This is a genomic window from uncultured Shewanella sp. (assembly GCF_947495455.1).
GTDB lineage: Bacteria > Pseudomonadota > Gammaproteobacteria > Enterobacterales > Shewanellaceae > Shewanella.
Map to the genome: position 1 here is coordinate 1 of NZ_CANLZC010000071.1, position 20,826 is coordinate 20,826.

The following is a 20,826-nucleotide window of genomic DNA, read 5'->3' on the forward strand; positions in this document are numbered from 1 at the left end:
ATTGTGTCACCTATATTGATATGAAACTGATTATACAGTCTCTAAGTAGGTGGCCAAATTCACTATACCTCTTCAAAGAGCAACGAGCGATAAAAGAATTTCAAAAGGCGATTGCTGAAGCTGAGAAAGAAGAAAAGATGTATCGAAATCTTCTTGATAAAGCACAGAAGGAGCTTGCTAAAGCAACTGAGCAAAATCGAAGTGATATGGAGCAGAGAATTGCTATTCTAGAGCAGCAATTAGCTGAAGCGGAAGCTAAAGAAGAAAGAGCAAAGAGTATGGCTGAGAAAACACGTAAAGGTCATGTATATGTGATCAGTAATGTAGGTTCTTTCGGTGAAGATGTTTATAAGATAGGTTTAACTCGTAGATTGGATCCTATGGACAGGATTAAAGAGCTTGGTGATGCCAGTGTACCGTTCCCGTTTGATGTTCATGCTATGATTTATACTGACGATGCACCTGCTCTAGAAGCTGCATTACACCGTGAATTTCATGCTCACCGTGTTAATGCTGTAAATCTTCGTAAAGAGTTTTTCAGTGTCGATTTAAATGATATAAAACAAGCTGTTGAGAATATTGCAAGTGTAGATACAGAATTTAAGATGACTGCATTAGCAGAAGATTATTATGAAAGCTTAAGATTGAGTGAAGTTGCTTAACTCGAATTATTTGTACTATCATTTTTTGATCAGATTTATCGATGATTACTCGATGAGCTTCTGGAAATTCTAATCTCTTTTGTGGAATATTTTATCAATCAACCCCAGTCATTTTCACTGGGGTTGATAGGTTTTTGATACATTCAGCCTGATTTTTTTGTAGTTAAAGATTATTTTTTAAGCTTGTGCTATTTTATCTGTCAGTTATTTTTCTGCTCTAGTGTTTGTTATCTTGTTTTTATAAGGAAATATCATGTTAGTTGCGCCTACTGTTCAGCCTTTTTTTCCGCCTTCACGTACGTTAATGGGTCCGGGTCCTTCCGACGTGTACCCGCAGGTGTTAGCGGCGCAGGCCAAACCTACGATTGGGCATCTTGACCCTTTGTTTGTGGCCATGATGGATGAGCTCAAAGCCCTTATTCAATATGCTTTTCAAACGACTAATGCGATGACGTTAGCCGTATCGGCGCCGGGCTCGGCTGGCATGGAAACCTGTTTTGTGAATTTGGTGGAGCCTGGCGAGAAAGTGATAGTGTGCCGCAATGGTGTGTTTGGTGAGCGTATGCGTCAAAATGTTGAGCGTATTGGCGCCATTGCCGTGCTGGTGGATAATGAATGGGGCGAAGCGGTTGATGCCGATGCTCTTGAGCTTGCACTTAAGGCTCACCCTGATGCGAAGTTTGTGGCTTTTGTCCACGCTGAAACGTCAACGGGGGCATTGTCTGATGCGAAAACCTTGTGTGCACTGGCGAAACAGTATGATTGCTTAACAATAGTCGATGCGGTCACCTCCTTAGGAGGAGTAGAATTGAGAGTCGATGACTGGGGCATAGATGCGATTTATGCGGGCAGTCAAAAGTGTTTATCTTGCGTGCCAGGCTTATCCCCTGTGTCTTTCTCGCCTGCGGCAGTGGATAAATTGCAAGGTAGAAAGCATCCTGTACAGAGTTGGTTTCTCGATCAAAGCTTAGTCATGGGCTATTGGAGTGGTGAAGGGAAACGCAGTTACCATCATACGGCGCCGGTTAATGCCTTGTATGCCTTACATGAATCTTTGCGTTTATTAGCTGAAGAGGGCTTAGAAAATGCTTGGCAGCGACATCAAGAGCAGCATTTAGTGTTACGTCAGGGATTAGAAAATTTAGGTCTTGAGTTTGTGGTACAAGAAAAGGTGCGCTTGCCACAGCTTAATACTGTGTTTATTCCTAAAGGGGTGGATGATCTGCAGGTGCGCCAGCGTTTATTACAAGATTATAATCTTGAAATTGGTGCAGGCTTAGGGGCATTTGCGGGCAAAGCTTGGCGTATAGGGTTAATGGGCTACGGCGCTCGACGTGAAAATGTCAGTCTCTGTCTTAACGCATTGAGTGAGGTGCTGAATTAGGCTTAAGATATAAGATCAACACATTGTCAGTCAGTAGAATGCCTTTTTTATCTTTTACTGACTGCTTGTGCGCACTGGTTAAAAATAGATTATTTTTTATTCACTTTTCTTCTTTATTCTTTGAGCTTTTTTGGCATGAGTTTGCTTTTGTCCTGATATTCTTTGTTTTTGGGTGTGATCTTGTTTAGCTAAAGCTGAATACATCCTGACTTTACTTTTGGGTTAATGAAAAACTTCATGATAAACTGCGCGATCTAATTATTTATGTTTGATGATCAGGGCAGAGTATGATCGGTACAGGACTTTCAAAGACTGAGAAAACAGTCGCATTTTCTTTGGCCAGTGTGTTTGGTTTACGCATGATGGGCTTGTTTATGATCATGCCAGTATTTGCTCTTTATGGACAACATTTGACAGGCTTTTCGCCGCTTTGGGTCGGGATTGCCATAGGTGCATATGGCTTAACGCAAGCCATGTTACAAATCCCTATGGGAATCTTGTCAGATAAATTTGGCCGAAAGCCGATTATTCTCATTGGCTTGTTCATTTTTGCCCTTGGCAGTTTGCTGGCGGCTAATGCAGACAGTATCTATGGCGTCGTTGCAGGGCGAGCATTACAAGGTGTGGGGGCCATAGCAGCAGCCGTGTTAGCCTTAGCGGCGGATCTGACGCGAGACGAGCAACGTACTAAAGTCATGGCAGTGATTGGTATGTGTATTGGTTTTTCTTTTGCGCTGTCTTTGCTGGTGGGGCCCATAGTTGCACAGCATATTGGTTTGTCCGGCTTGTTTTATATGACTGCAGGTTTATCTGTTTTCGGTATGTTAATTGTGCAACTCTTAGTGCCTAATCCTATTTCTCATGCCCCTAAAGGCGATACCCTTGCGGTACCGGCTAAGTTAAAAGCCATGCTCAAAGATCCGCAGCTTATCAGGCTTGATGCGGGTATTTTTATTTTGCATTTAGTGTTAACGGCTGTGTTTGTGGCGCTGCCGCTGGATTTGGTGGGGGCGGGACTGCCTAAAGAAAAACATTGGATGCTGTATTTTCCGGCTTTTATTGGCTCATTTATTTTAATGGTGCCGCTCATTATTATCGGCGTAAAGCGTAATAATACTAAAACTATGTTTCAACTAGCTTTGATGATCATGCTGCTGTCATTGGGAGCAATGGCGGCATTTTCTCATAACTTAACTGTGCTGATGCTTGCTATTATCTTGTTTTTTACAGGCTTTAATTATCTTGAAGCCTCTTTGCCTAGTTTGATTGCTAAATTCTCCCCTGTGGGGAATAAAGGCTCTGCCATGGGGGTGTATTCCACCAGTCAATTTTTAGGTGCCTTTTGTGGCGGCTTGATTGGTGGTGGTGCTTATCAATATTTGGGGGCCAGTGGCGTGTTTATTGCGGCAGCGGCTTTGATTATTGTTTGGTTATTGTTGACCTTAGGCATGCAAAAACCTGTGATGTTGAAATCTTATACACTTGAAGCTAATATCGAAAATAAGCAAGATGCTAAACAAATGGCGAGTGCGTTATCTAAGCTTAAGGGTGTGGTGGAGGCCATGGTGGTGCTAGAAGAAAAGGTGGCTTATTTGAAAGTCGATGCGCATTTCGATTTAAGAGAAGCGCGAGCTGTGTTAGGCTTCACTCAATGAATATGAGTGTCTAAATTGAGTACCAAAGTTGAGTATCAAAGTTGAGTACTAAAGTGCACTTGGTTTTACCCAATGAATAACTGGAATCAATGTGATCCAGTTTTATCAGCAATTGCAGGAGAGTTAAATGGCCAGTCGTGGTGTCAATAAAGTAATTTTGGTCGGTAACTTAGGAAGAGATCCTGAAGTACGCTACATGCCCAATGGCAACGCAGTAGCCAACTTTACCGTGGCGACCAGCGAAACGTGGAAAGATCAGCAAGGCCAACAGCAAGAGCGTACTGAATGGCATAACATTGTGATGTATCGTCGTTTGGCTGAAGTGGCGGGTGAGTACTTGAAAAAAGGCTCTAAAGTTTACCTTGAAGGTAAATTGCAAACCAGTAAATGGCAAGATCAACAAACGGGTCAAGATCGTTATAAAACTGAGATTAATGCCAGTGAAATGCAAATGTTAGACAGCCGCGGACAAGGTGGTGGTCAGCAAGGTGCTTATGGTCAACCAAATAGTGGTCAGCAAAATAGTGGCCAACAATATGGCGGCCAGCAAGGCGGCTATGGCCAGCAAAATAGTGGTCAACAGGGTGGCCAACAGAATGTGCCTCAACAAGGCGGTTATCAAAGCGCACCACAGCAAGGTGGCTATGGTCAACAGAATAGTGGCCAGATGAATAGTGGACAACAGAGTGGCGGTCAACAACACGCTGGCCAGCAGGCGCCTCAAGCACAACAAGCGGCTTATGCACCTAAGCCACAAGCTGCGCCTCAGCAACAGCGTCCTGCACAGAGTGCACCGCAGCAACGTCCAGCACCACAACCTGTACAGCCTCAACAGCAACCTCAACAAGCGCAAAACTTCACTCCAGATTTGGATGACGGTTGGGATGATGATATTCCCTTCTAGGTTTTCGCGCCTATAGAGTGCATCTAATGATTAATGCTTGTGACTAATGCTTGTGATTAGTGCTTGTGATTAGTGCTTGTGATTAGTGCTTGTGTTAATAGTAAGATGAATTGATAAAAGTCCTGCTCACGCAGGACTTTTTTCGTTTTTGGTTTTTGTTTTTGGCTTTGTTTTAGGTTTAAGTGTTTCTAATAACCTTGAGCCCACATTTTTAGGTGTGTATTGACTATTATTCAACTCGTAACCAATTGACGTCTTCAGAATCTGGATAGTAAATACAATCTCCTGTACCTTCAACATGAATATTGCTTCCTGCAGCTTTAGCTGCCATTACCGCAGAAGCCATTAGTTTGCCATTTTCATTGGTCGTATTGACAACATATCGTCCTGCTAGTGCGCCAAAAGAAGCGCAATAAGGGCGACCAATTTGATTTTCAACGGTAAAAGCAAAGCTTTCATGGAAATTTATGTATCCAATAATCGATGATCTTACCATTACTCGTGCTGGCTGCAGCACTATTTGAAAAGAATAGTATGAGTAACCCTGTAGTATATTTATTCATCATTATTTCCTTATAAAATATGTTGATTGCTGACTGTGCGTTAAGGTGAGCTTATAGAGTATAGAAAGGAATTTCTGTTTTACGTGTTTTTGATCGAAGCCAGCCTTTAATAATAAATATGATAACAGGCTTTAAAGAGGCTCTTAATGATTAGCAGGGTAAAATCATCACTTGAGACTAATTTAGTAAAGGTTAAGGTGAAAAGATTGGCCAAGCAAGATTAGCCAAGTCATCCATAGTTAAATTTGTGTGAACTGTAGTAGCTTGGTTATTTTTTGGGATTTTGCCCCCATCTCCTCGAAATAGGCAATAGAATGATAGGTCAGTTTGTTTTTTGCATCCGATAATCAATAACTCAGTTAACATAACGAGATAAGTGCAGCTTATTTTATCGTTGAAAACCAATCTCGATAGTCTTTCGGGCTTCTTAAATAGGGAGGCACCTGTATGTTATGCGACTTAATTTAGCCTGTTTTCTCTAGATAAAGCTTTATTTTATTAAAAAGTAGAGGTTTCAATATGATGACGAAGCTACTCATTAAAATAAGCATACCACCTGTTATTGTTGCGTCGTTAACTTGCTCTTTGAAAATAATAATGGCCGTGAGTATAGATATGAGGGGAGATAATAGTGTTGCGTAACTTGTAAATTCCGCACTTTTCATGTCAATTAGGCTAAACCAAAGATAATAAACAAATGCCGATCCGATCGTGCCGATATAAATCACACTGGCTATGCTGGTATAAGAGAAGTTGGTCAGCATTGGATATAGGTTAATATTATTAGTTATTCCCCAAATGAGTACAGCGATTGCGGTTAAGATTAGGGTGAAGATCATTTGTACGTTGACTGTGACTGAAAGGGGTATCTCGTTAAATGATATTCTTTGAGACATAATCGCGCCACTGGCCCAAATGAATGCGTTTAACATCATTAAATATTCCCCAAGCCCAAAAGCATTAATACCGGATAAAATGATGACACCCGTAGAGCAGCAACCTATGGCGATAAGACTGCTTAAGTTTAGTGCTTTAGATAAGACGATTGTGAGGATGCTAACAAAACATGGCATTAGATATATGAGTATTGTCGCTGTGGTGATAGAGAGATAAGCAAGGGATATATTATTGATTAATGGCACAATAAAGATATTTGGAATGGAGAGAATAAAAAGTTTTATGTAGTGATTAGCACAGAGTTGTGGCAAATATGTTTTTACTTGAGTGTATGAGAAAATCAATAAACACAGGCTCGACACTAGTACTGTCATTAAACGGAAAGGGAATGCACCTAACGCTGTTACGCCAATTTGGGAAATAGGGAAGCTACTTCCCCATATACAACCAAGCGCTATACCATATAAGACTGGTTTAGACATCAGTTATACCTTGCGATGATTGACATGCGAGCGTTATTATTTGTTGATGTCACTGTTGATACAAAGTGTGGAACGTTTTCTTTCATAGAGTCGAAAACTAATAGCTTTCCAAAGCATGGAGACAGTGAATCTATAATATTCATCTCATCATCGACGATATGTGTATTACCTCCATTGGTTGTTATCCAGTCTTTTGAGAGATTAAGCGCAACACCAATATTATTTCCTCCATCTTTATGTATCCCTAAAAAGTCGCCTATCTCAAATTTGTTAATATATATTTGAGACATATCATTAATATCTCTTCCTGTGACAAATTCAAGGAGGCGGCGAATAGCGGGTGAATCCATTAAACCTTGCGCCTGTAAAAAAGCCTGTGCAATGGGAACAGAAGTCAAGCCATGGTCGGTTGTGATTCGTTTGAAAAAATAAGCTAATTTGCCCTCACTGTTGTTTCTATAAGCTGCCTTTTTGTGTTTTTCAATGACTTTTAATTCAGTTGATGAGAGCAAGTCGGCCTCGAAATCATCATACTTTACAACATAGGTCCAGCTTTCATCAGTTGTCTTATCAAGTTCTTTTTTTATCGACATTAAATCGCTCGAAAATAACTTTTTTACATCTATGATGCAGTAACCTTTGCGGCTAAAATCATTTTTAAATTCTTGGTTGTAGGCATTAGTCATTTTTCAAAAACCACGACATCACGTTTTTCAAATGTTGACAGTGACAGGTAGATTCGTTTACCTACGATAGATGTATCATCGTATTTTGTAATGTACTTGATGATTTGATCACATGCTAGTCCTGCCATTGCGGATAATGAAGGTGAACTTTGCCAAGCATTGACTTCTCTATCGCCGTCAATAAAGTGATGTTTTAATCGAGCTTCTTGAAATTTTTTAATGTTATAATCAGTATGATAAAAGTTATTCTGCTCACTTTTGTGTACCTGATCATAGTGTTTGTGAATGCCGTCATTAGGATAGATAGGGCCTATTGATATTTCGAGCGGATCTCCCCCAAGTTCGATAACTGGAATATTACGCTCTTTGGCAATAGCATGAATAAGCTCTTCAACGGTGCCTTCTCTAAAATAACCCAGTGCAGCCCATGCAAGCACTATAAATGAAGCGTCACCGATCAAACGTTCTAGCTGTTCTTTATTTGCTCTAGCGAATTCGTTAAAACATTTAACGTTAACATTGGGATTGAATGATTTTATACTCTGTTTGGCGGCATCGACTTTTTGATATCCCACGTGATCTGTTTGGTATAAAACTTGTCGATTTACATTGGATAGTTCAACATCGTCGCCATCGATTAATCGAAGGCCGCCAATGCCTGCTTGTGTTAATAATAATGAACACCAAGTGCCCCACCCCCCCATTCCAAAAATAACGACCTCACTATTTTTAAGTCTTTCCTGATATATATATGGATGAACTCGATTTTTATCGACAAGTCCAAATTGTAATATTTGTCTGTCATATCTTTCTATTTCTTCATTATTTAATATCGAAGAATGATATGAATTATCTTGGAGGAGGTTTGCTTCGTTTAAATGATCGATTAAATTATAGACTTCACTTTCTTCTACTGATATTTCTTCAGCGTTTAATTCCTTAACTATTCTCGGAATTGTCTTTTTACCATTTAGCTTTCCAAGTACGTGTTGTAGCCAGTATGGTGGCTGTTCAACTATCTGAGAGACTTCTGGTATTTCACCTATGCAGATGTCACCATCATCTGCAATAATGACGTGATGAGATTTTTTAAGTAGTGGTTTAGTCATTGATATCATTTTATTTATCTCAAAAAAGCTACATCTTAGATGTAGCTTTAAATTGTTAATTAGTTTATTTCAGTTGAATTTTCTGTCCTTGAGAATACATTGCATTTTCTTCCGTGATGGCAGAAATCCGTTGAGTTAATTTTTTAAATATAATCATTTTGATATCCTTATTTAGTGTGAATAGAATGTTGCGAGCAGTTCATTATTTATACTATTTTTTGTATGTGTAAATACATAAAATGAAAATTTAATAAGTTATGAGAGGTGAATCACAAAATGATTATGAAGCGTTTATTCGGGGGAATATTTTCATAGATTATTTATTGCAAATTGCGCTAAGGTGATGAGCACTTTATTTATTTTAATTGGATTACCTAAGGAAAATATAAATAATTGTTATAGTCATTATTTATATTCTAGGGGGCGGTTTTATGGTTAAATGATGTTTGAGGTAAACGTGTTCTTATCAGGTTATCCTATATGCTGCTTAGTTTTTAATTTCTTTTATTTTTTTACTTTTTATTTAACATAGGAGCCAACTTTAGCCAAGGAGTCAATAATAAAAAATAACACAGGTTTAAATCGTTCACTCTTTTATGAAAGAGGGCAGTGTTTTATGCTCTTATATTGATTCTGAAATCCGTTTGCATTCATCATAAAACTTCAACAGCTCCTATACTGACAACAGATGTTTTCTAAGTCAGGTCTACCTTATGGTTGATGATGAATGGGTAAGAAGCTCTTTGAATCAAAAAGGTGTGATGGTAAAGCAGTTTTCCAATGTGAGTCAGGCCTTTATTCGAGATGCAGCCAGCGCAACGCATGATCTCATTGATATGGGCTGTGCCTATGGCATAGCGACTCTTGCAGTACTTGAAATGAAAAAACACATTATTGCTTGTGACTTAGAACAAGAGCATTTAGCGATTTTGAAGCAGGAAACACCAGAAGATTTATTGCCTTATCTGGAATTGAGACAAGGTTACTTTCCCTATGATTTTGATTTTGAAAAAAGTACCATCAGTGGCGTGCATTGTTCTTATGTACTGCATTTTTTGACAGGCGAAGAAGTGACTCTAGCATTGAAATCAGTGTACGATTGGTTGGTTCCTGAAGGTTGTTTTTATTTATCGGCAGCAACGCCGTATCAAAAAAGTTTAACCTTTATTGACGAATTTAATAGGTGTGAAGTCCAGGGGGAGGATTTTCCGGGTCAAATAAATTTAAAGACCATGAGTCAGTTTATTCGCCAAGAGAGATTGCATTGTATTCCTGAGAATGTTTTGCCTGATTTCACTCATGTATTTACGATTGAGATCCTTACCAAGGCACTTAAAAGAGCCGGATTTACTATAGAAAATGCACATTATTTTGATATAAATTTTCCAGAACAACTGGATCATTTCTTTGGCGGTAATGGTCGCGGTTTTCTGGGGATTATAGCCAGAAAACCTTGTTAATCCGAGTTAAAACCAGGAGGGGGGAATATGCATCGAAAAGATGGAGGGGATCGGTTGATAAAAAGCTTGGTATTGGCTTTTTTATGGGTTGTAGGGGTATTAGGATGTTCTAAGTTTACCCCTCTTCCTGAGAGTGATTATCAACAAACAGATGCCATTGCTAATAGAATATCGACGAATATCGCCGATGATCTCATGTTGGATGAGGTTACAGTGATAGACCATTCACGTTTGGCTAATCAAAAAGGCAGTCGATTAGCGCCGACGCAATTGATCCTTTTTCATAATAAAGCATTAGAAGTTCAGTTATTAAAGCTTAATCCTTTGGTGGCTATGGAGCTTCCTATAAAGTTGCTGATCTATCAAGAACCCACTCACAATCAAGTTAAGTTAGTGTGGAATGATTTTACTTATATCAGTAGGCGATATCATTTGGGGCTGCAAACGCAATTGGCTCAGCAGTATGAAACCAGTCTTGCAGCTGCAACTAAGGGAGTGGATCAGTCTGTTGAAAGTCCATTAACTTTAACTCGAATTGATGAATCCGCTTTGATCACTTTATCCAGTCCAATGAGTTTTGAGTCATCTTTGAAAAGGGCGGTGAATATTGCGCGGGATAATAAAGATGTGATTATTTTTGATATTATCGATTTTCAAAAAGTTGCGCGAGATTATGGGGTTGCGCTTCCAAAAATGACATTAATATTATTTGGCGCGCCAGGCCCTGGCGGGCGAGCAATGAAAGCATCACAGTCTCTTGGGCTCGATGGCTTTCCGCAAAAGGTGTTAGTGTGGAATGATAGTCAGGGAAATACTCATGTTACGTATAATGAGTTACTTTTGCTTGCAAATCGTCATAAAGTACCCGTTAATACAGCATTGCGAGTGATCCAACGCCGAATGGATAAAGCCCTTAAACGTTCGTTTCATTAATGAGGAGCAGATTCAGCTTTTTCCAAACGTTAAAAAATACTCATAAATATTATGTTCTTCGCCTTTGTGAGCCTTCTTCTCAAACCTTATTGGTGTCTTGTAGTTGGTGGCAACACTTTCAATGATGCCTTCGACGAAGTATCAGTTAATTACAGCATTGCGAGTGATCCAACGCCGAATGGATAAAGCCTTTAAGCGGTCGTTTGATTAATGAGGAACTGATTCAGCTTTTTCCAAACGTTAAAAAATACTCATAAATATTATGCTCTTCGTCTTTGTGAACTTTCTTTTCAAACCTTATTGGTGTCTTGTAGTTGGTGGCAACACTTTCAATGATGCCTTCGACGAAGTATCAGTTAATTACAGCTTTTTGAGTGCTCCAACGCCGAATGGATAAAGCCTTTAAACGTTCGTTTCATTAATGAGGATAATGAGGAACTGATTCAGCTTTTTCCAAACGTTAAAAAATACTCATAAATATGATGTTCTTCGCCTTTGTGAGCCTTCTTCTCAAACCTTATTGGTGTCTTGTAGTTGGTGGCAACACTTTCAATGACGCCTTTGACGAAGTACCCGTTAATTACAGCTTTTCGAGTGCTCTAACGCTGAATGGATAAAGTCTTTAAACGATTGTTTCATTAATGAGGAGCTGATTCAGTTTTTTCCAAAAGTTAAAAAATACTCATAAATATTATGCTCTTCGCCTTTGTGAACTTTCTTTTCAAATCTTATTGGTGTCTTGTAGTTGGTGGCAACACTTTCAATGATGCCTTCGACGAAGTATCAGTTAATTACAGCATTGCGAGTGATCCAACGCCGAATGGATAAAGCCTTTAAGCGGTCGTTTGATTAATGAGGAACTGATTCAGCTTTTTCCAAAAGTTAAAAAATACTCATAAATATTATGCTCTTCGCCTTTGTGAGCCTTCTTTGTAAACCTTATTGGTGTCTTGTAGTTGGTGGCAACACTTTCAATGACGCCTTCGACAAGATCGGTCATTTCTCTTTTAGAGTCATAGGTCATAGTGACAGTGTTAGTGCCAGTATCAATGCACTTAAACCTTGGAGGTTCGGCATCGGGCCAGATTTTTTTGAGTTCGACTCGGTGAATATGATCCAGCTGTAAAAAAAGCTCTTTTGGGTGTGTAAAAGTGGTGACTTCGGGTGGCGCAATTTTTGTGAGATGTGGAAATATCCACTTACCAAAGCCTAAGTGAGCATCTTTTGGGGTTAGGTTGAGTTGTTTACACGTTTGAGTGACCAATTCGATTAAGTCTTCATCGGGATAAGTTCCGGAGCGAATGAAAGGCTCTGTCGTAATAAATTGGCATGCATCTAAAATATTCTCAAAGGCTTCATCACCTGCTTGCTCAATGATGAACTGTTCTAATAAATTGAAAATATGTCCTTTCATATTAGGCCTTTCGAGTGAGTGGCAGCTAAACTTGAGTTTATTTGGGAGATGATTTAAGCATAGCAGAGAATGTAAATGAGACGAGGCTATCATCAGTTTTCAGTGCAGATTGAGTTCTTTTTAAAACACTTATTGGAGCTATTTTATTTATATCATTAATCTATTTGTTTGACTGGTAGAGAGGTTTCAATACTTTCTCTAATACATACTATGAGTATTGCTGTGGTGATTAAAATAAAAATACCTTCTAAATAAAAATGGTTTAGAGTGATTAATGAAGTAATATAAATGCCGACTCCTCCGGCGGAATAGACTGAAATTGTCAGCAACCCTGAAGCCGAATTGTAATGATCTTTGACAGTATTTAAGGCGCGAAATGATAAAATGGGAATGAGGCACACCATTGAGATGGTGCATAGCACGCCTGGTATGATCCATAACCAGCTATTGGCTTGTTTGCTGATGTTAAAGTTGATGCCGAGAGTAATAGCGATAAAGGCGGCAATGAATAATAATGTTATGTAGAGGCGGATCATGTGCTTTTCACTGATTCTTTGATAGACCTTTTGAATGAATAGCGGAAGGAGCATTCCTGGAAATAATAATGGAAAGAGGTATAAGGCTAAATCTTGAGTTGCAATGGTATAATGTGGCATGAGCCAGAAGATGATAGCGATATAATAACTTTGTGATATGGATGAGATACAGGCAATACCGACAATACTAAATAGAAACCTGTTATTTTTCATGTGATTAATCATGGCGTTAATGTTGTCTTTTATACCCATTTGATTATTAATATTTTGAGGTGAAGGAGGCAGTTTAGTCAGTAGGAAGAGTAAGACGATAAGCCAAAAGGGGATAATAAGAAAAGCATAATTCCATCCTAGATCACTGGATAGCCAGCCACTAACGTAAGGCATAAAAAAAGCAGCCGAAAATCCAGCTACCATAGGCATGGTCAGTGCCTTTTTGATATCGGCTTCTTCTGTAAGATAAATCATGACAAAACTTCGAGAGCAGACAATCAGTCCTCCCATTAAAATAGCACTAACAATGTAGCTTATTCCCCAAAACCAAGCATTCGTTGATATCGCAATGGAAGATAAAATTACAATACTGATCAATGTGAGAGAGATGAGAAAACGCTTTATTTCAATTCTATCGATCAGAACGCCCCAAAATATCGAAGATAAACCCGATAGAATAAAGGCCAGTGAAATAAATTGGTGCAGTAATGTTTGTGTTGTTTTAAAGCTATTTAATAAATCAGGAATAACGGGCAAGGCGACTTTCATGTATCCCCAATAACTGAGTAGTAAACACATGGGGATGTAAAGGATAATATGGTGCTTATTTCGAACAATGTCATTCATAAGAATATCATCATGTTATCATTTGGTTTTGTATTAATAATTATGGAGTAAAAATCATAATGTTGAGCTAATATCTGTCTCAGAGCACTTTAAAACACCATTATCGGCAAGCTCTAATTCTGCATCTTGAGCTTTGAAAAAGTCCCATAAAATTTCAAAAACATCTTTGTTATCTTCTATTATTAATAGCTTAAGAGTGCTGCTTTGAGTCATTGTGTGAGCTTGTCTTTGGCTAATTATTACAAAAAATGTCAATGATATTTCATTCACTTAGTGTGTAGCATAGTGACGGCATAGTTGATGCGCAAGGACATAAATATGCCTTCACTTTCACCACGGTCAATATTCTCAATAGAAGCAGTTTCACATCAAATGCAGAAGTCTCAAGATGATGATTGTATGAAAGTTTATTCACCTGAAACCCGTAACGTTCGGGAGTCGCTGAAATGAAAAAAAGCGTATTAAGGTTTTCGTCTTTGTTAGTCTTGCTAGGACTTTTGATTGTGAGGCTGGTGGCATTAGGCTTATATCCATTGATGGATACAACAGAGTCTCGTTATGGTGAAATGGCAAGGTTAATGCTTGATACGGGTAATTGGTTAACACCTCAATTTAGTTATGGAGTGCCCTTTTGGGGGAAGCCACCATTACAGACTTGGATGAGTACCGCTTCTATTTTTGTGTTTGAGAATAATGAATTTTTTTTGAGATTACCGCATTTTCTAGCGGGTATTGCGGTCTTGTGTTTCATTTATCGATTTGCAAAGTATTGTCAAATTTCCGCGATGAGCAGTGTTATCGTCCTCACATCAACAGGGGTGTTTTACATCTGTGCAGGGGCGGTAATGACAGATATGGGATTCACCTTAGGATTGACCTTAGCCATGATAGGCTTTTATTTATCTTGGCAAGGTAAAATTGACTGGGGATATGTTGGTTTTGTGGGATTGGCAGTGGGAATATTGGCAAAAGGTCCAGTGACTTTAGTCATTTTTGCTATTGGTGTTGGGATTTGGCTATTTTGGCAGTATGGTTTTATTAAGCCTTGGAAATTATTGTGGCAAAGGACACCATTATTGTCAGGCACTTTACTGATGTTGGCGTTATGTTTACCTTGGTATATTGCGGCAGAATATGCAACTCCCGGTTTTTTAAAATATTTTATAGCAGGTGAAAATTGGGACCGTTTTATTGATAGTGGCTGGAAAGGGGATTTATACGGCAAAGCTCATGACCGAATGCGTGGCACTATTTGGGTGTATTTTGCTGTTGCTTCATTGCCGTGGAGTCTTTATTTACCCAAGGCATTATATCATCTATATAAAATGGGCAAGAGTGGTTTTGATGAGCAAACGGCTTTTCTTCTTTGCTGGATGCTTTCTCCTTTACTGCTTTTTACTTTCGCGGGTAATATTTTGTTTACTTATGTATTGCCCGGCGTGCCAGCATTGGCTTTATTGATAGCGAAGGCTTGGGGAGATTTTGGGGTTCCTAAATTGAAAACAGTGGCGTTAAGTATGGCCGTATTACTTATTTTAACATTAATAGGCTTGAGAGATGGACCTGTTAAAGAGAAAAGTGAGAAATGGATATTAGCGCAACGAAGTCTTTCGTTACCCACTTACTATTGGGGGAAAGCTCCCTTTTCAGCTGAGTATTATAGCCAAGGAAAAGTTAAGCTTGTTAAGCCTAAAGAGGCATTATCTGTGTTGCCTAAGACACCTTACTATATTGTTGTTAGCAATGGTGTATTAGAGAATAATACCTTATTTGATCGCTGCCAAAGGCAGGCAAATACGGATAAAAAAGTGTTATTGCTATGCGGAAAATCATAAAATATGTCATGAATATTCATTATGAGCCTGTTCGTTTCTTGCTAGTGGGAGGCAGTGTTTTTATTATTGATATGGTTATTTTTATTATGCTGTATCAATGGGAAGCTATGTCTACTTTTAAGGCGAGGTTGATGGCATTTTTGGTTGCAACAATTTTAACTTGGATGGGAAATAGATACTTCACCTTTCGTCATCGTACTCAGATTGATAGGGGATTTCAGTTTACTATCGCATTAGTCATATCTTGCTTTGCCGCAGGGATTAATTTAGCCGTATTTTATGTGTTAAATGCATTTTTACCTGGGACGATAACCTTTGCTAGTTTGGCTTTATCTATTGGGGTGTTGACTGGATTAGCGGTGAATTGGTGTGGTTCGACTTGGATTATTTATCGACATATTAAACAGTAAAAACTAAACACTAGTTCTCTAAGCACTTCTAAGGGTAAGGCGCAAAACCACTCCTGTAATCGTTGGGGGCGATAGGGAGAAGTGGCTTTGCTATGAAAAATGTTTGAGACAGATGAAATGCTTTTCGCTGCCTTATTCTTTATTTTCTACATCCCATTGACTAATGCCTATGTGGTGCAGTAAAAAACAGTATTCCTGATAGCGCTTGAACCAATGTTTTATCGTCTTCATCATAATGCCCTTCCGAATTGGGATTGATAGTTATCCCATTGGCTAAAGCCAACATGAGTGAGATAGTGAATGAGATAGCGATAACCCATCGTCACGGTAACGTTTGAACCAGTATCTTATACGCTTCATCGTCTTACCCTCATCGTATTGTGCTTTCAACTTGATAGTTATCCCATTGGCTAAAGCCAACATGAGGCTGTGATAACCAATAGTCGAAATAACGCTTAATCAGCTCTTTCATTAGATTCATCATGGTTTCCTCTGGGTTTACACTGACACTTACGACATTTACTACATGAATAATTCGTGCCAAATTTGGCATGTTTATTTCACATATATTTACAGATACTTACCTAGAATTACTTTTCCTGCTTCTCGCTTTTGAGGATAAATATGGTGCAAATGCACCGTCATGGTGCAGTTTTCATGGACGCTAAGTGTTAGCATTCTTAAATAACTTGTGGTTATACTAATGTATCAAGATGATTAATCGTTAATCACACTTTCGTAGTTTGCTGATTGATGTCGTAATGAGGAAAAAAAGTGATAAAAGTAATGAAGCGAGTTTTTACCCCTATTTTAGTGGGGAGTGCGGTTATTGCGATGGCAGGCTGCCAAACTGTTAACCCTTATACTAATGAAACTGAGACAGCCAATGCAACGACAGGTGCTGTTATTGGGGCGATTGCAGGCACTGTTATTGGTGTGGCTTCCTCAAGTAAAAGTGATCGTGGAAAAGGTGCATTGATAGGGGCTGCTTCTGGTGCTGCTGTTGGTGGCGGTGTGGGGTATTATATGGATGTGCAAGAAGCTGAGTTACGAAAGCAACTGCAATCGACTGGCGTGAGTGTGACACGTAGCGGTGAGAATATTATTCTAAATATGCCCAATGCAGTGACCTTTGGCGTAGATCAAACTCATTTAAGTCAAGGTGCCAAAAATGTGCTGAATAGCGTTGCACTTGTTGCAAAAAAATATGATAACACACGCTTAAATGTATTGGGTTATACCGATAGTTCAGGCTCGGCATCATATAATCTACGTTTGTCTCAGGTGCGAGCCAGTGAAGTGTCTAATTACTTGATGTCTAGACAAATAAAGTCTAGTCGTTTGAGTTCACAAGGTATGGGGGAAGTAGACCCTATTGCGACAAACAGCACAAAAGCAGGGCGATCTCAAAATAGGCGTGTAGAAATCGTCATGAGCCCGCTGTAGTTCATGTTGTGAGTATATCGTCAATATAGAAGTCACAAAAAGCCAAGGATGGTTTTTTACTAGACTTTAAGATTCTTCGTCAAACTTCTCATTAATGAGTTTACACACGGCATCGAGCGCTTCTTTTGCATCTTTACCTTTGGCGACAAGTGTGACGGTTTTCCCCATGCCACTCTCTAGCATCAGTAATCCTAAAACGCTGGAAGCCGATGCTTGTTTATCGTCTTGGATCACTGTTATTTCAGCATCAAATTCAGAGGCTAAAATAGCAAGTTTTGTTGCTGCTCTTGCATGTAATCCCAGTTTATTACAAATCGTGATTTCTCTTGTCAATTTCAACATAAGTTAGTTTAACTCCCTATGCCTTGCTTGCACTTTATGTTTGCCACCCATAAAGCGTCTTGCTAATTGTTCTGCGACATAAACAGAGCGGTGTTGTCCGCCCGTACAGCCAATCGCAATAGTAAGATAACTGCGATTATTGCGTTCTAAATGAGGCAACCAAGTGTGCAATAAGTTTTCGATTTGCCAAATGAGTTTATTGACCAAGGCTTCTTGGTTTAAAAAGATTTGAACGGGTTCATCTAAACCTGTCATGGGCCTCAATTCTGGCTTCCAGTGAGGATTAGGTAAGAAGCGAACATCAAATAAAAAGTCTGCTTCTTTTGGCATGCCATATTTAAAACCAAAAGATTCAAAATTAATGACGAGCTCTTTATGTGTACAGCCTAATAAAATTTCTCGAATTTTATCATTTAATGCATAGATATTAAGTGTTGAGGTATCAATATAGTAGTCAAAACGTTTTGAGAGTGGTTCGAGCAGTTTTTGTTCGAGTTGAATGGCCTCTAATAGTGAGACCTTACTGCGAGAAAGCGGATGTAATCGGCGGGTTTCACTGTAACGTTTTAGTAATACTTTATCATTTGAATTGAGGAAAAAACTACACAGTTCAATATCGCTGGGTAAATTCCCTAAATGCTCGTTGATTTGTGCTTCGTCAGCGGGCATATTGCGAATATCAACGCTAATAGCGACGCGCTCAGTGCTGCTCGCAAGTTGCTCTAGCAATGGAGTGACCATTGGAAGGGGAAGGTTATCGACGCAATAGTAGCCAAGATCTTCAAGCACCCTTAAGACGACGGATTTTCCCGATCCAGAACGCCCAGAGACCATGACAAGTTTCATTGAGTGATCACCTGATACAAACGAGCATCATCTTGGGTTTTTCTAAGTTGCTTTAAGATGGCTTTATCATTTAATTTTTCAGCCATTAGCGAAAGTGTTGGTAGATGTTGTTCACATTGCTCAGCAGGCACTAATAATGCAAAAAGAATATCGACGGGTTGTTTATCGATTGCTTCAAAAGCGATGGGGTCCTGACATTTGATGAGTACGGCAATAGGTTGAGTGATACTCTTTAATCGCCCATGAGGGATTGCAATACCGTTACCTATTCCTGTGCTGCCCATTTTCTCTCGTGCTAGAAGACTTTCAAAAATTTCTTGGGCAGAGAGTTCTGGGTACTGTGCAGCAGCGATATCGCTAATGAGCTCCAGTACTTTTTTTTTGCTACCAGGCGTTGCACATGTTGTGCATTCTGGTTTCAGTATGCTGCTTAATTCCATCATTAACTATTTAATTTCATATTGTTTATTGTTTATTCTGAAGTGTTTCATTTTCAGAAGATGTATGCTTTATTTTAGTTTATTGAGTACTTTTATGACAGATACAAAACCAAGATATTAAGAGTAATGATGATTTCATTATCTTAGGTAAAAATACAGGTGAAACTAAGGCGCTCATTATGGATCTGATTGAAATACTGTTCAAGCTTTGTCTGTGTTTCTTATTATAATTCATTTATTCAATGTTAGCCTTAGGATTTGCTCTGTAAAACCATTGCTTTTGAGTAACTTTTAATCATAGTGTATACGAAAAAGAGTTACGTCATATACCAAATTTTATACAAATAACGGTTAGCTTAAACATTCCGGTTGAATTTTAAACAATTCTTGTCAATTTATAAGTTTTTCCGTTGGTTTGATGGGGGGATTAACATGGCTTCACGGTATTTAGCTATGGTTCTTCGCGCCACCTTGATCCCTTGTTCGGCGAGTAATAGCGCTATTTTACTGTCACTTAATGGCTTTTGTTGATTTTCATTTGCGATTAATTTTTTAATCAAGGCGCGGATCGCTGTGGAGGAGCACTCTCCACCATCGTCGGTTCCCACATGGCTGGAGAAAAAATACTTGAGCTCGAAAATACCTTTGGGAGTATGCATGTATTTTTGTGTGGTGACACGGGATATGGTGGATTCATGCATATCGACAGCTTCTGCAATATCGTTAAGTACCATAGGTTTCATGGCTTCTTCACCGAACTCGAAAAACCCTTGTTGAAATTTAACAATACAGTTAGTGACTTTTAATAAGGTTTCATTACGGCTTTCTAAGCTTTTGATAAACCACTTTGCTTCTTGCAAATGTCCGCGAATAAATTGTCCGTCAGCTTGATTTTTTGTACTGCGAGCCATGGAAGCATATTGTTGATTAACATTAATTTTTGGCATATTGTCTGGATTTAATTCCACATGCCAGCGGCCTTTCACTTTTTTTACAGAAACATCTGGAACCACATATTCTTCTTTATTCGCAGAAATGGATAACCCTGGTCGAGGGTTCAGCGTCTGTATTAAATTAATGGCTTGCTTTAATTCATCTTCTTTGAGTTTCGTTTTGCGCATAAGCAAGCGAAAATCGCGTCCAGCAATGAGATCTAAATAATCTTTGATCAGTAATTGTGCGTTTTTTATGTGGGGAGTTTCGATAGAAAAATGATCAAGCTGTAATAATAAACATTCACCTAAGTCTCTAGCGGCAACGCCAATAGGATCGAAGTGTTGGATCCGTTTTAATACCGCATGGACTTCGTCGATTTCGATTTCGTCATTACCCATAGCCTCTAAAATGTCTTCACAGCTTTGAGTGAGGTAGCCACGTTCGTCAATGGCATCAATAATCGCTGTGGCAATGGCTAAATCATTATCAGAAAAAGGCGTTAAATTTTTTTGCCATTCCAGATGTTCATACAAGCCTTCACTAGTTTCGCCTTGGAAAGGCATATCATCGCCAATGGCATGACTGTTGCTCGAAGAGCTGCTGTAAACTTCATCCCAAGAAGTGTCCATGGGGAGCTCATCTGGCAGTGACTCTTTAGTGAGGGCTTCAGGGGTTTCAATGGCGGCATTTTCTTGAGGTGGTTGGGGATCTTGATTAAAAGTATCCTCATCGACTAATGATTTTTGTTCATTATCATGGTGTGGGAGATCATTCAGGCCTTCATCTAATTCTAATAAGGGATTACTTTCTAGGGCTTGTTGGATTTCTTGTTGTAATTCCAATGATGACAACTGCAGCAGACGTATCGCCTGCTGTAATTGAGGGGTCATAGTTAAATGTTGACCCATTTTAAGTTGAAGTGATGCTTTCATGTTACCGCTATTCCCTACTTGTCATGATCCTAATTTATTGAGCGCTATTCATGTCGAATGAGAAGTTGAAGCTCAATCAGGCGGCCATTGTGTTTTCATTCATTACCAAGTCGC

The 20,826-nt window shown here is 39.1% G+C and carries 22 protein-coding genes; 9 read left to right on the forward strand and 13 right to left on the reverse strand.

The window, feature by feature from the left end:
• The 4 genes from Q0791_RS16790 to Q0791_RS16805 form a co-directional block, all read left to right on the forward strand.
• Positions 1–662: GIY-YIG nuclease family protein (locus Q0791_RS16790; protein WP_299008848.1), on the forward strand; the 662-nt coding region annotated here is incomplete at its 5' end.
• A gap of 253 nt (positions 663–915) precedes the next feature.
• A complete protein-coding gene (locus Q0791_RS16795; RefSeq protein ID WP_299008851.1) occupies positions 916–2,046 on the forward strand; it encodes an alanine--glyoxylate aminotransferase family protein in 1,131 nt (376 codons plus the stop codon).
• A 287-nt stretch (positions 2,047–2,333) separates the two neighbouring features.
• Positions 2,334–3,701, forward strand: coding sequence for an MFS transporter (locus tag Q0791_RS16800; protein WP_299008853.1), 1,368 nt, complete (start codon positions 2,334–2,336; stop codon positions 3,699–3,701).
• A gap of 127 nt (positions 3,702–3,828) precedes the next feature.
• A complete protein-coding gene (locus tag Q0791_RS16805; RefSeq protein WP_299008855.1) occupies positions 3,829–4,605 on the forward strand; it encodes a single-stranded DNA-binding protein in 777 nt (258 codons plus the stop codon).
• Positions 4,606–4,834: 229 nt separating this feature from the next.
• On the opposite strand, the gene Q0791_RS16810 is transcribed toward Q0791_RS16805, so the two are convergent.
• The 5 genes from Q0791_RS16810 to Q0791_RS25290 all read right to left on the reverse strand — a co-directional run bounded on the left by Q0791_RS16810 (position 4,835) and on the right by Q0791_RS25290 (position 8,499).
• Complete coding sequence (locus tag Q0791_RS16810) at positions 4,835–5,101, reverse strand: hypothetical protein (RefSeq protein WP_299008858.1); 267 nt, start codon at positions 5,099–5,101, stop codon at positions 4,835–4,837.
• 531 nt (positions 5,102–5,632) lie between these two features.
• Positions 5,633–6,547, reverse strand: coding sequence for a DMT family transporter (locus Q0791_RS16815; RefSeq protein WP_299008860.1), 915 nt, complete (start codon positions 6,545–6,547; stop codon positions 5,633–5,635).
• On the reverse strand, positions 6,547–7,233 hold the full coding sequence (locus Q0791_RS16820; protein ID WP_299008862.1) for a 2OG-Fe(II) oxygenase family protein: 687 nt from the start codon (positions 7,231–7,233) through the stop codon (positions 6,547–6,549). The genes Q0791_RS16815 and Q0791_RS16820 overlap by 1 nt, the downstream gene beginning before the upstream one ends.
• Complete coding sequence (locus tag Q0791_RS16825) at positions 7,230–8,342, reverse strand: ThiF family adenylyltransferase (RefSeq protein WP_299008865.1); 1,113 nt, start codon at positions 8,340–8,342, stop codon at positions 7,230–7,232. The genes Q0791_RS16820 and Q0791_RS16825 overlap by 4 nt, the downstream gene beginning before the upstream one ends.
• A gap of 64 nt (positions 8,343–8,406) precedes the next feature.
• The gene (locus tag Q0791_RS25290; protein WP_366942491.1) at positions 8,407–8,499 is read right to left on the reverse strand and encodes a pantocin A family RiPP; all 93 of its coding nucleotides are present in this window, start codon (positions 8,497–8,499) and stop codon (positions 8,407–8,409) included.
• 556 nt (positions 8,500–9,055) lie between these two features.
• Between Q0791_RS25290 and Q0791_RS16830 the strand changes: the two genes are divergently transcribed.
• Complete coding sequence (locus Q0791_RS16830; RefSeq protein ID WP_299008869.1) at positions 9,056–9,802, forward strand: class I SAM-dependent methyltransferase; 747 nt, start codon at positions 9,056–9,058, stop codon at positions 9,800–9,802.
• A 27-nt stretch (positions 9,803–9,829) separates the two neighbouring features.
• Positions 9,830–10,735, forward strand: coding sequence for a DUF302 domain-containing protein (locus tag Q0791_RS16835; protein ID WP_299008872.1), 906 nt, complete (start codon positions 9,830–9,832; stop codon positions 10,733–10,735).
• 865 nt (positions 10,736–11,600) lie between these two features.
• Here Q0791_RS16835 and Q0791_RS16840 read toward each other — a convergent pair.
• From Q0791_RS16840 to Q0791_RS16850, 3 genes are all read right to left on the reverse strand, one after another.
• Positions 11,601–12,149 carry a heme NO-binding domain-containing protein gene (locus tag Q0791_RS16840; RefSeq protein ID WP_299008875.1) on the reverse strand — a complete coding sequence of 183 codons (549 nt, stop codon included), beginning with the start codon at positions 12,147–12,149 and terminating at the stop codon, positions 11,601–11,603.
• A 155-nt stretch (positions 12,150–12,304) separates the two neighbouring features.
• Positions 12,305–13,525, reverse strand: a complete 1,221-nt coding sequence (locus Q0791_RS16845; protein ID WP_299008878.1) for an MFS transporter — start codon at positions 13,523–13,525, stop codon at positions 12,305–12,307.
• A 54-nt stretch (positions 13,526–13,579) separates the two neighbouring features.
• Positions 13,580–13,780 carry a hypothetical protein gene (locus Q0791_RS16850; RefSeq protein ID WP_299008881.1) on the reverse strand — a complete coding sequence of 67 codons (201 nt, stop codon included), beginning with the start codon at positions 13,778–13,780 and terminating at the stop codon, positions 13,580–13,582.
• Positions 13,781–13,971: 191 nt separating this feature from the next.
• On the opposite strand from Q0791_RS16850, the gene Q0791_RS16855 reads away from it, so the two are divergent.
• Positions 13,972–15,360, forward strand: coding sequence for a glycosyltransferase family 39 protein (locus tag Q0791_RS16855; protein WP_299008884.1), 1,389 nt, complete (start codon positions 13,972–13,974; stop codon positions 15,358–15,360).
• The gene (locus Q0791_RS16860) at positions 15,345–15,770 is read left to right on the forward strand and encodes a GtrA family protein (protein ID WP_299008889.1); all 426 of its coding nucleotides are present in this window, start codon (positions 15,345–15,347) and stop codon (positions 15,768–15,770) included. The genes Q0791_RS16855 and Q0791_RS16860 overlap by 16 nt, the downstream gene beginning before the upstream one ends.
• A gap of 370 nt (positions 15,771–16,140) precedes the next feature.
• On the opposite strand, the gene Q0791_RS16865 is transcribed toward Q0791_RS16860, so the two are convergent.
• Positions 16,141–16,323, reverse strand: a complete 183-nt coding sequence (locus Q0791_RS16865; RefSeq protein ID WP_299008892.1) for a hypothetical protein — start codon at positions 16,321–16,323, stop codon at positions 16,141–16,143.
• Positions 16,324–16,556: 233 nt separating this feature from the next.
• Between Q0791_RS16865 and Q0791_RS16870 the strand changes: the two genes are divergently transcribed.
• On the forward strand, positions 16,557–17,216 hold the full coding sequence (locus Q0791_RS16870) for an OmpA family protein (RefSeq protein WP_299008916.1): 660 nt from the start codon (positions 16,557–16,559) through the stop codon (positions 17,214–17,216).
• A gap of 66 nt (positions 17,217–17,282) precedes the next feature.
• Here Q0791_RS16870 and Q0791_RS16875 read toward each other — a convergent pair whose 3' ends face one another.
• From Q0791_RS16875 to Q0791_RS16890, 4 genes are all read right to left on the reverse strand, one after another.
• The gene (locus Q0791_RS16875; RefSeq protein WP_299008894.1) at positions 17,283–17,558 is read right to left on the reverse strand and encodes an HPr family phosphocarrier protein; all 276 of its coding nucleotides are present in this window, start codon (positions 17,556–17,558) and stop codon (positions 17,283–17,285) included.
• 3 nt (positions 17,559–17,561) lie between these two features.
• The gene (rapZ, locus tag Q0791_RS16880) at positions 17,562–18,404 is read right to left on the reverse strand and encodes an RNase adapter RapZ (RefSeq protein ID WP_299008897.1); all 843 of its coding nucleotides are present in this window, start codon (positions 18,402–18,404) and stop codon (positions 17,562–17,564) included.
• Positions 18,401–18,844 (reverse strand): PTS IIA-like nitrogen regulatory protein PtsN, encoded by a 444-nt coding sequence (gene ptsN, locus Q0791_RS16885; protein WP_299008918.1) that lies wholly within the window; start codon positions 18,842–18,844, stop codon positions 18,401–18,403. Before ptsN ends, rapZ begins: the two co-directional genes overlap by 4 nt.
• A 395-nt stretch (positions 18,845–19,239) precedes the next feature.
• Positions 19,240–20,712, reverse strand: coding sequence for an RNA polymerase factor sigma-54 (locus Q0791_RS16890; RefSeq protein ID WP_299008899.1), 1,473 nt, complete (start codon positions 20,710–20,712; stop codon positions 19,240–19,242).
• Positions 20,713–20,826: the final 114 nt, after the last annotated feature.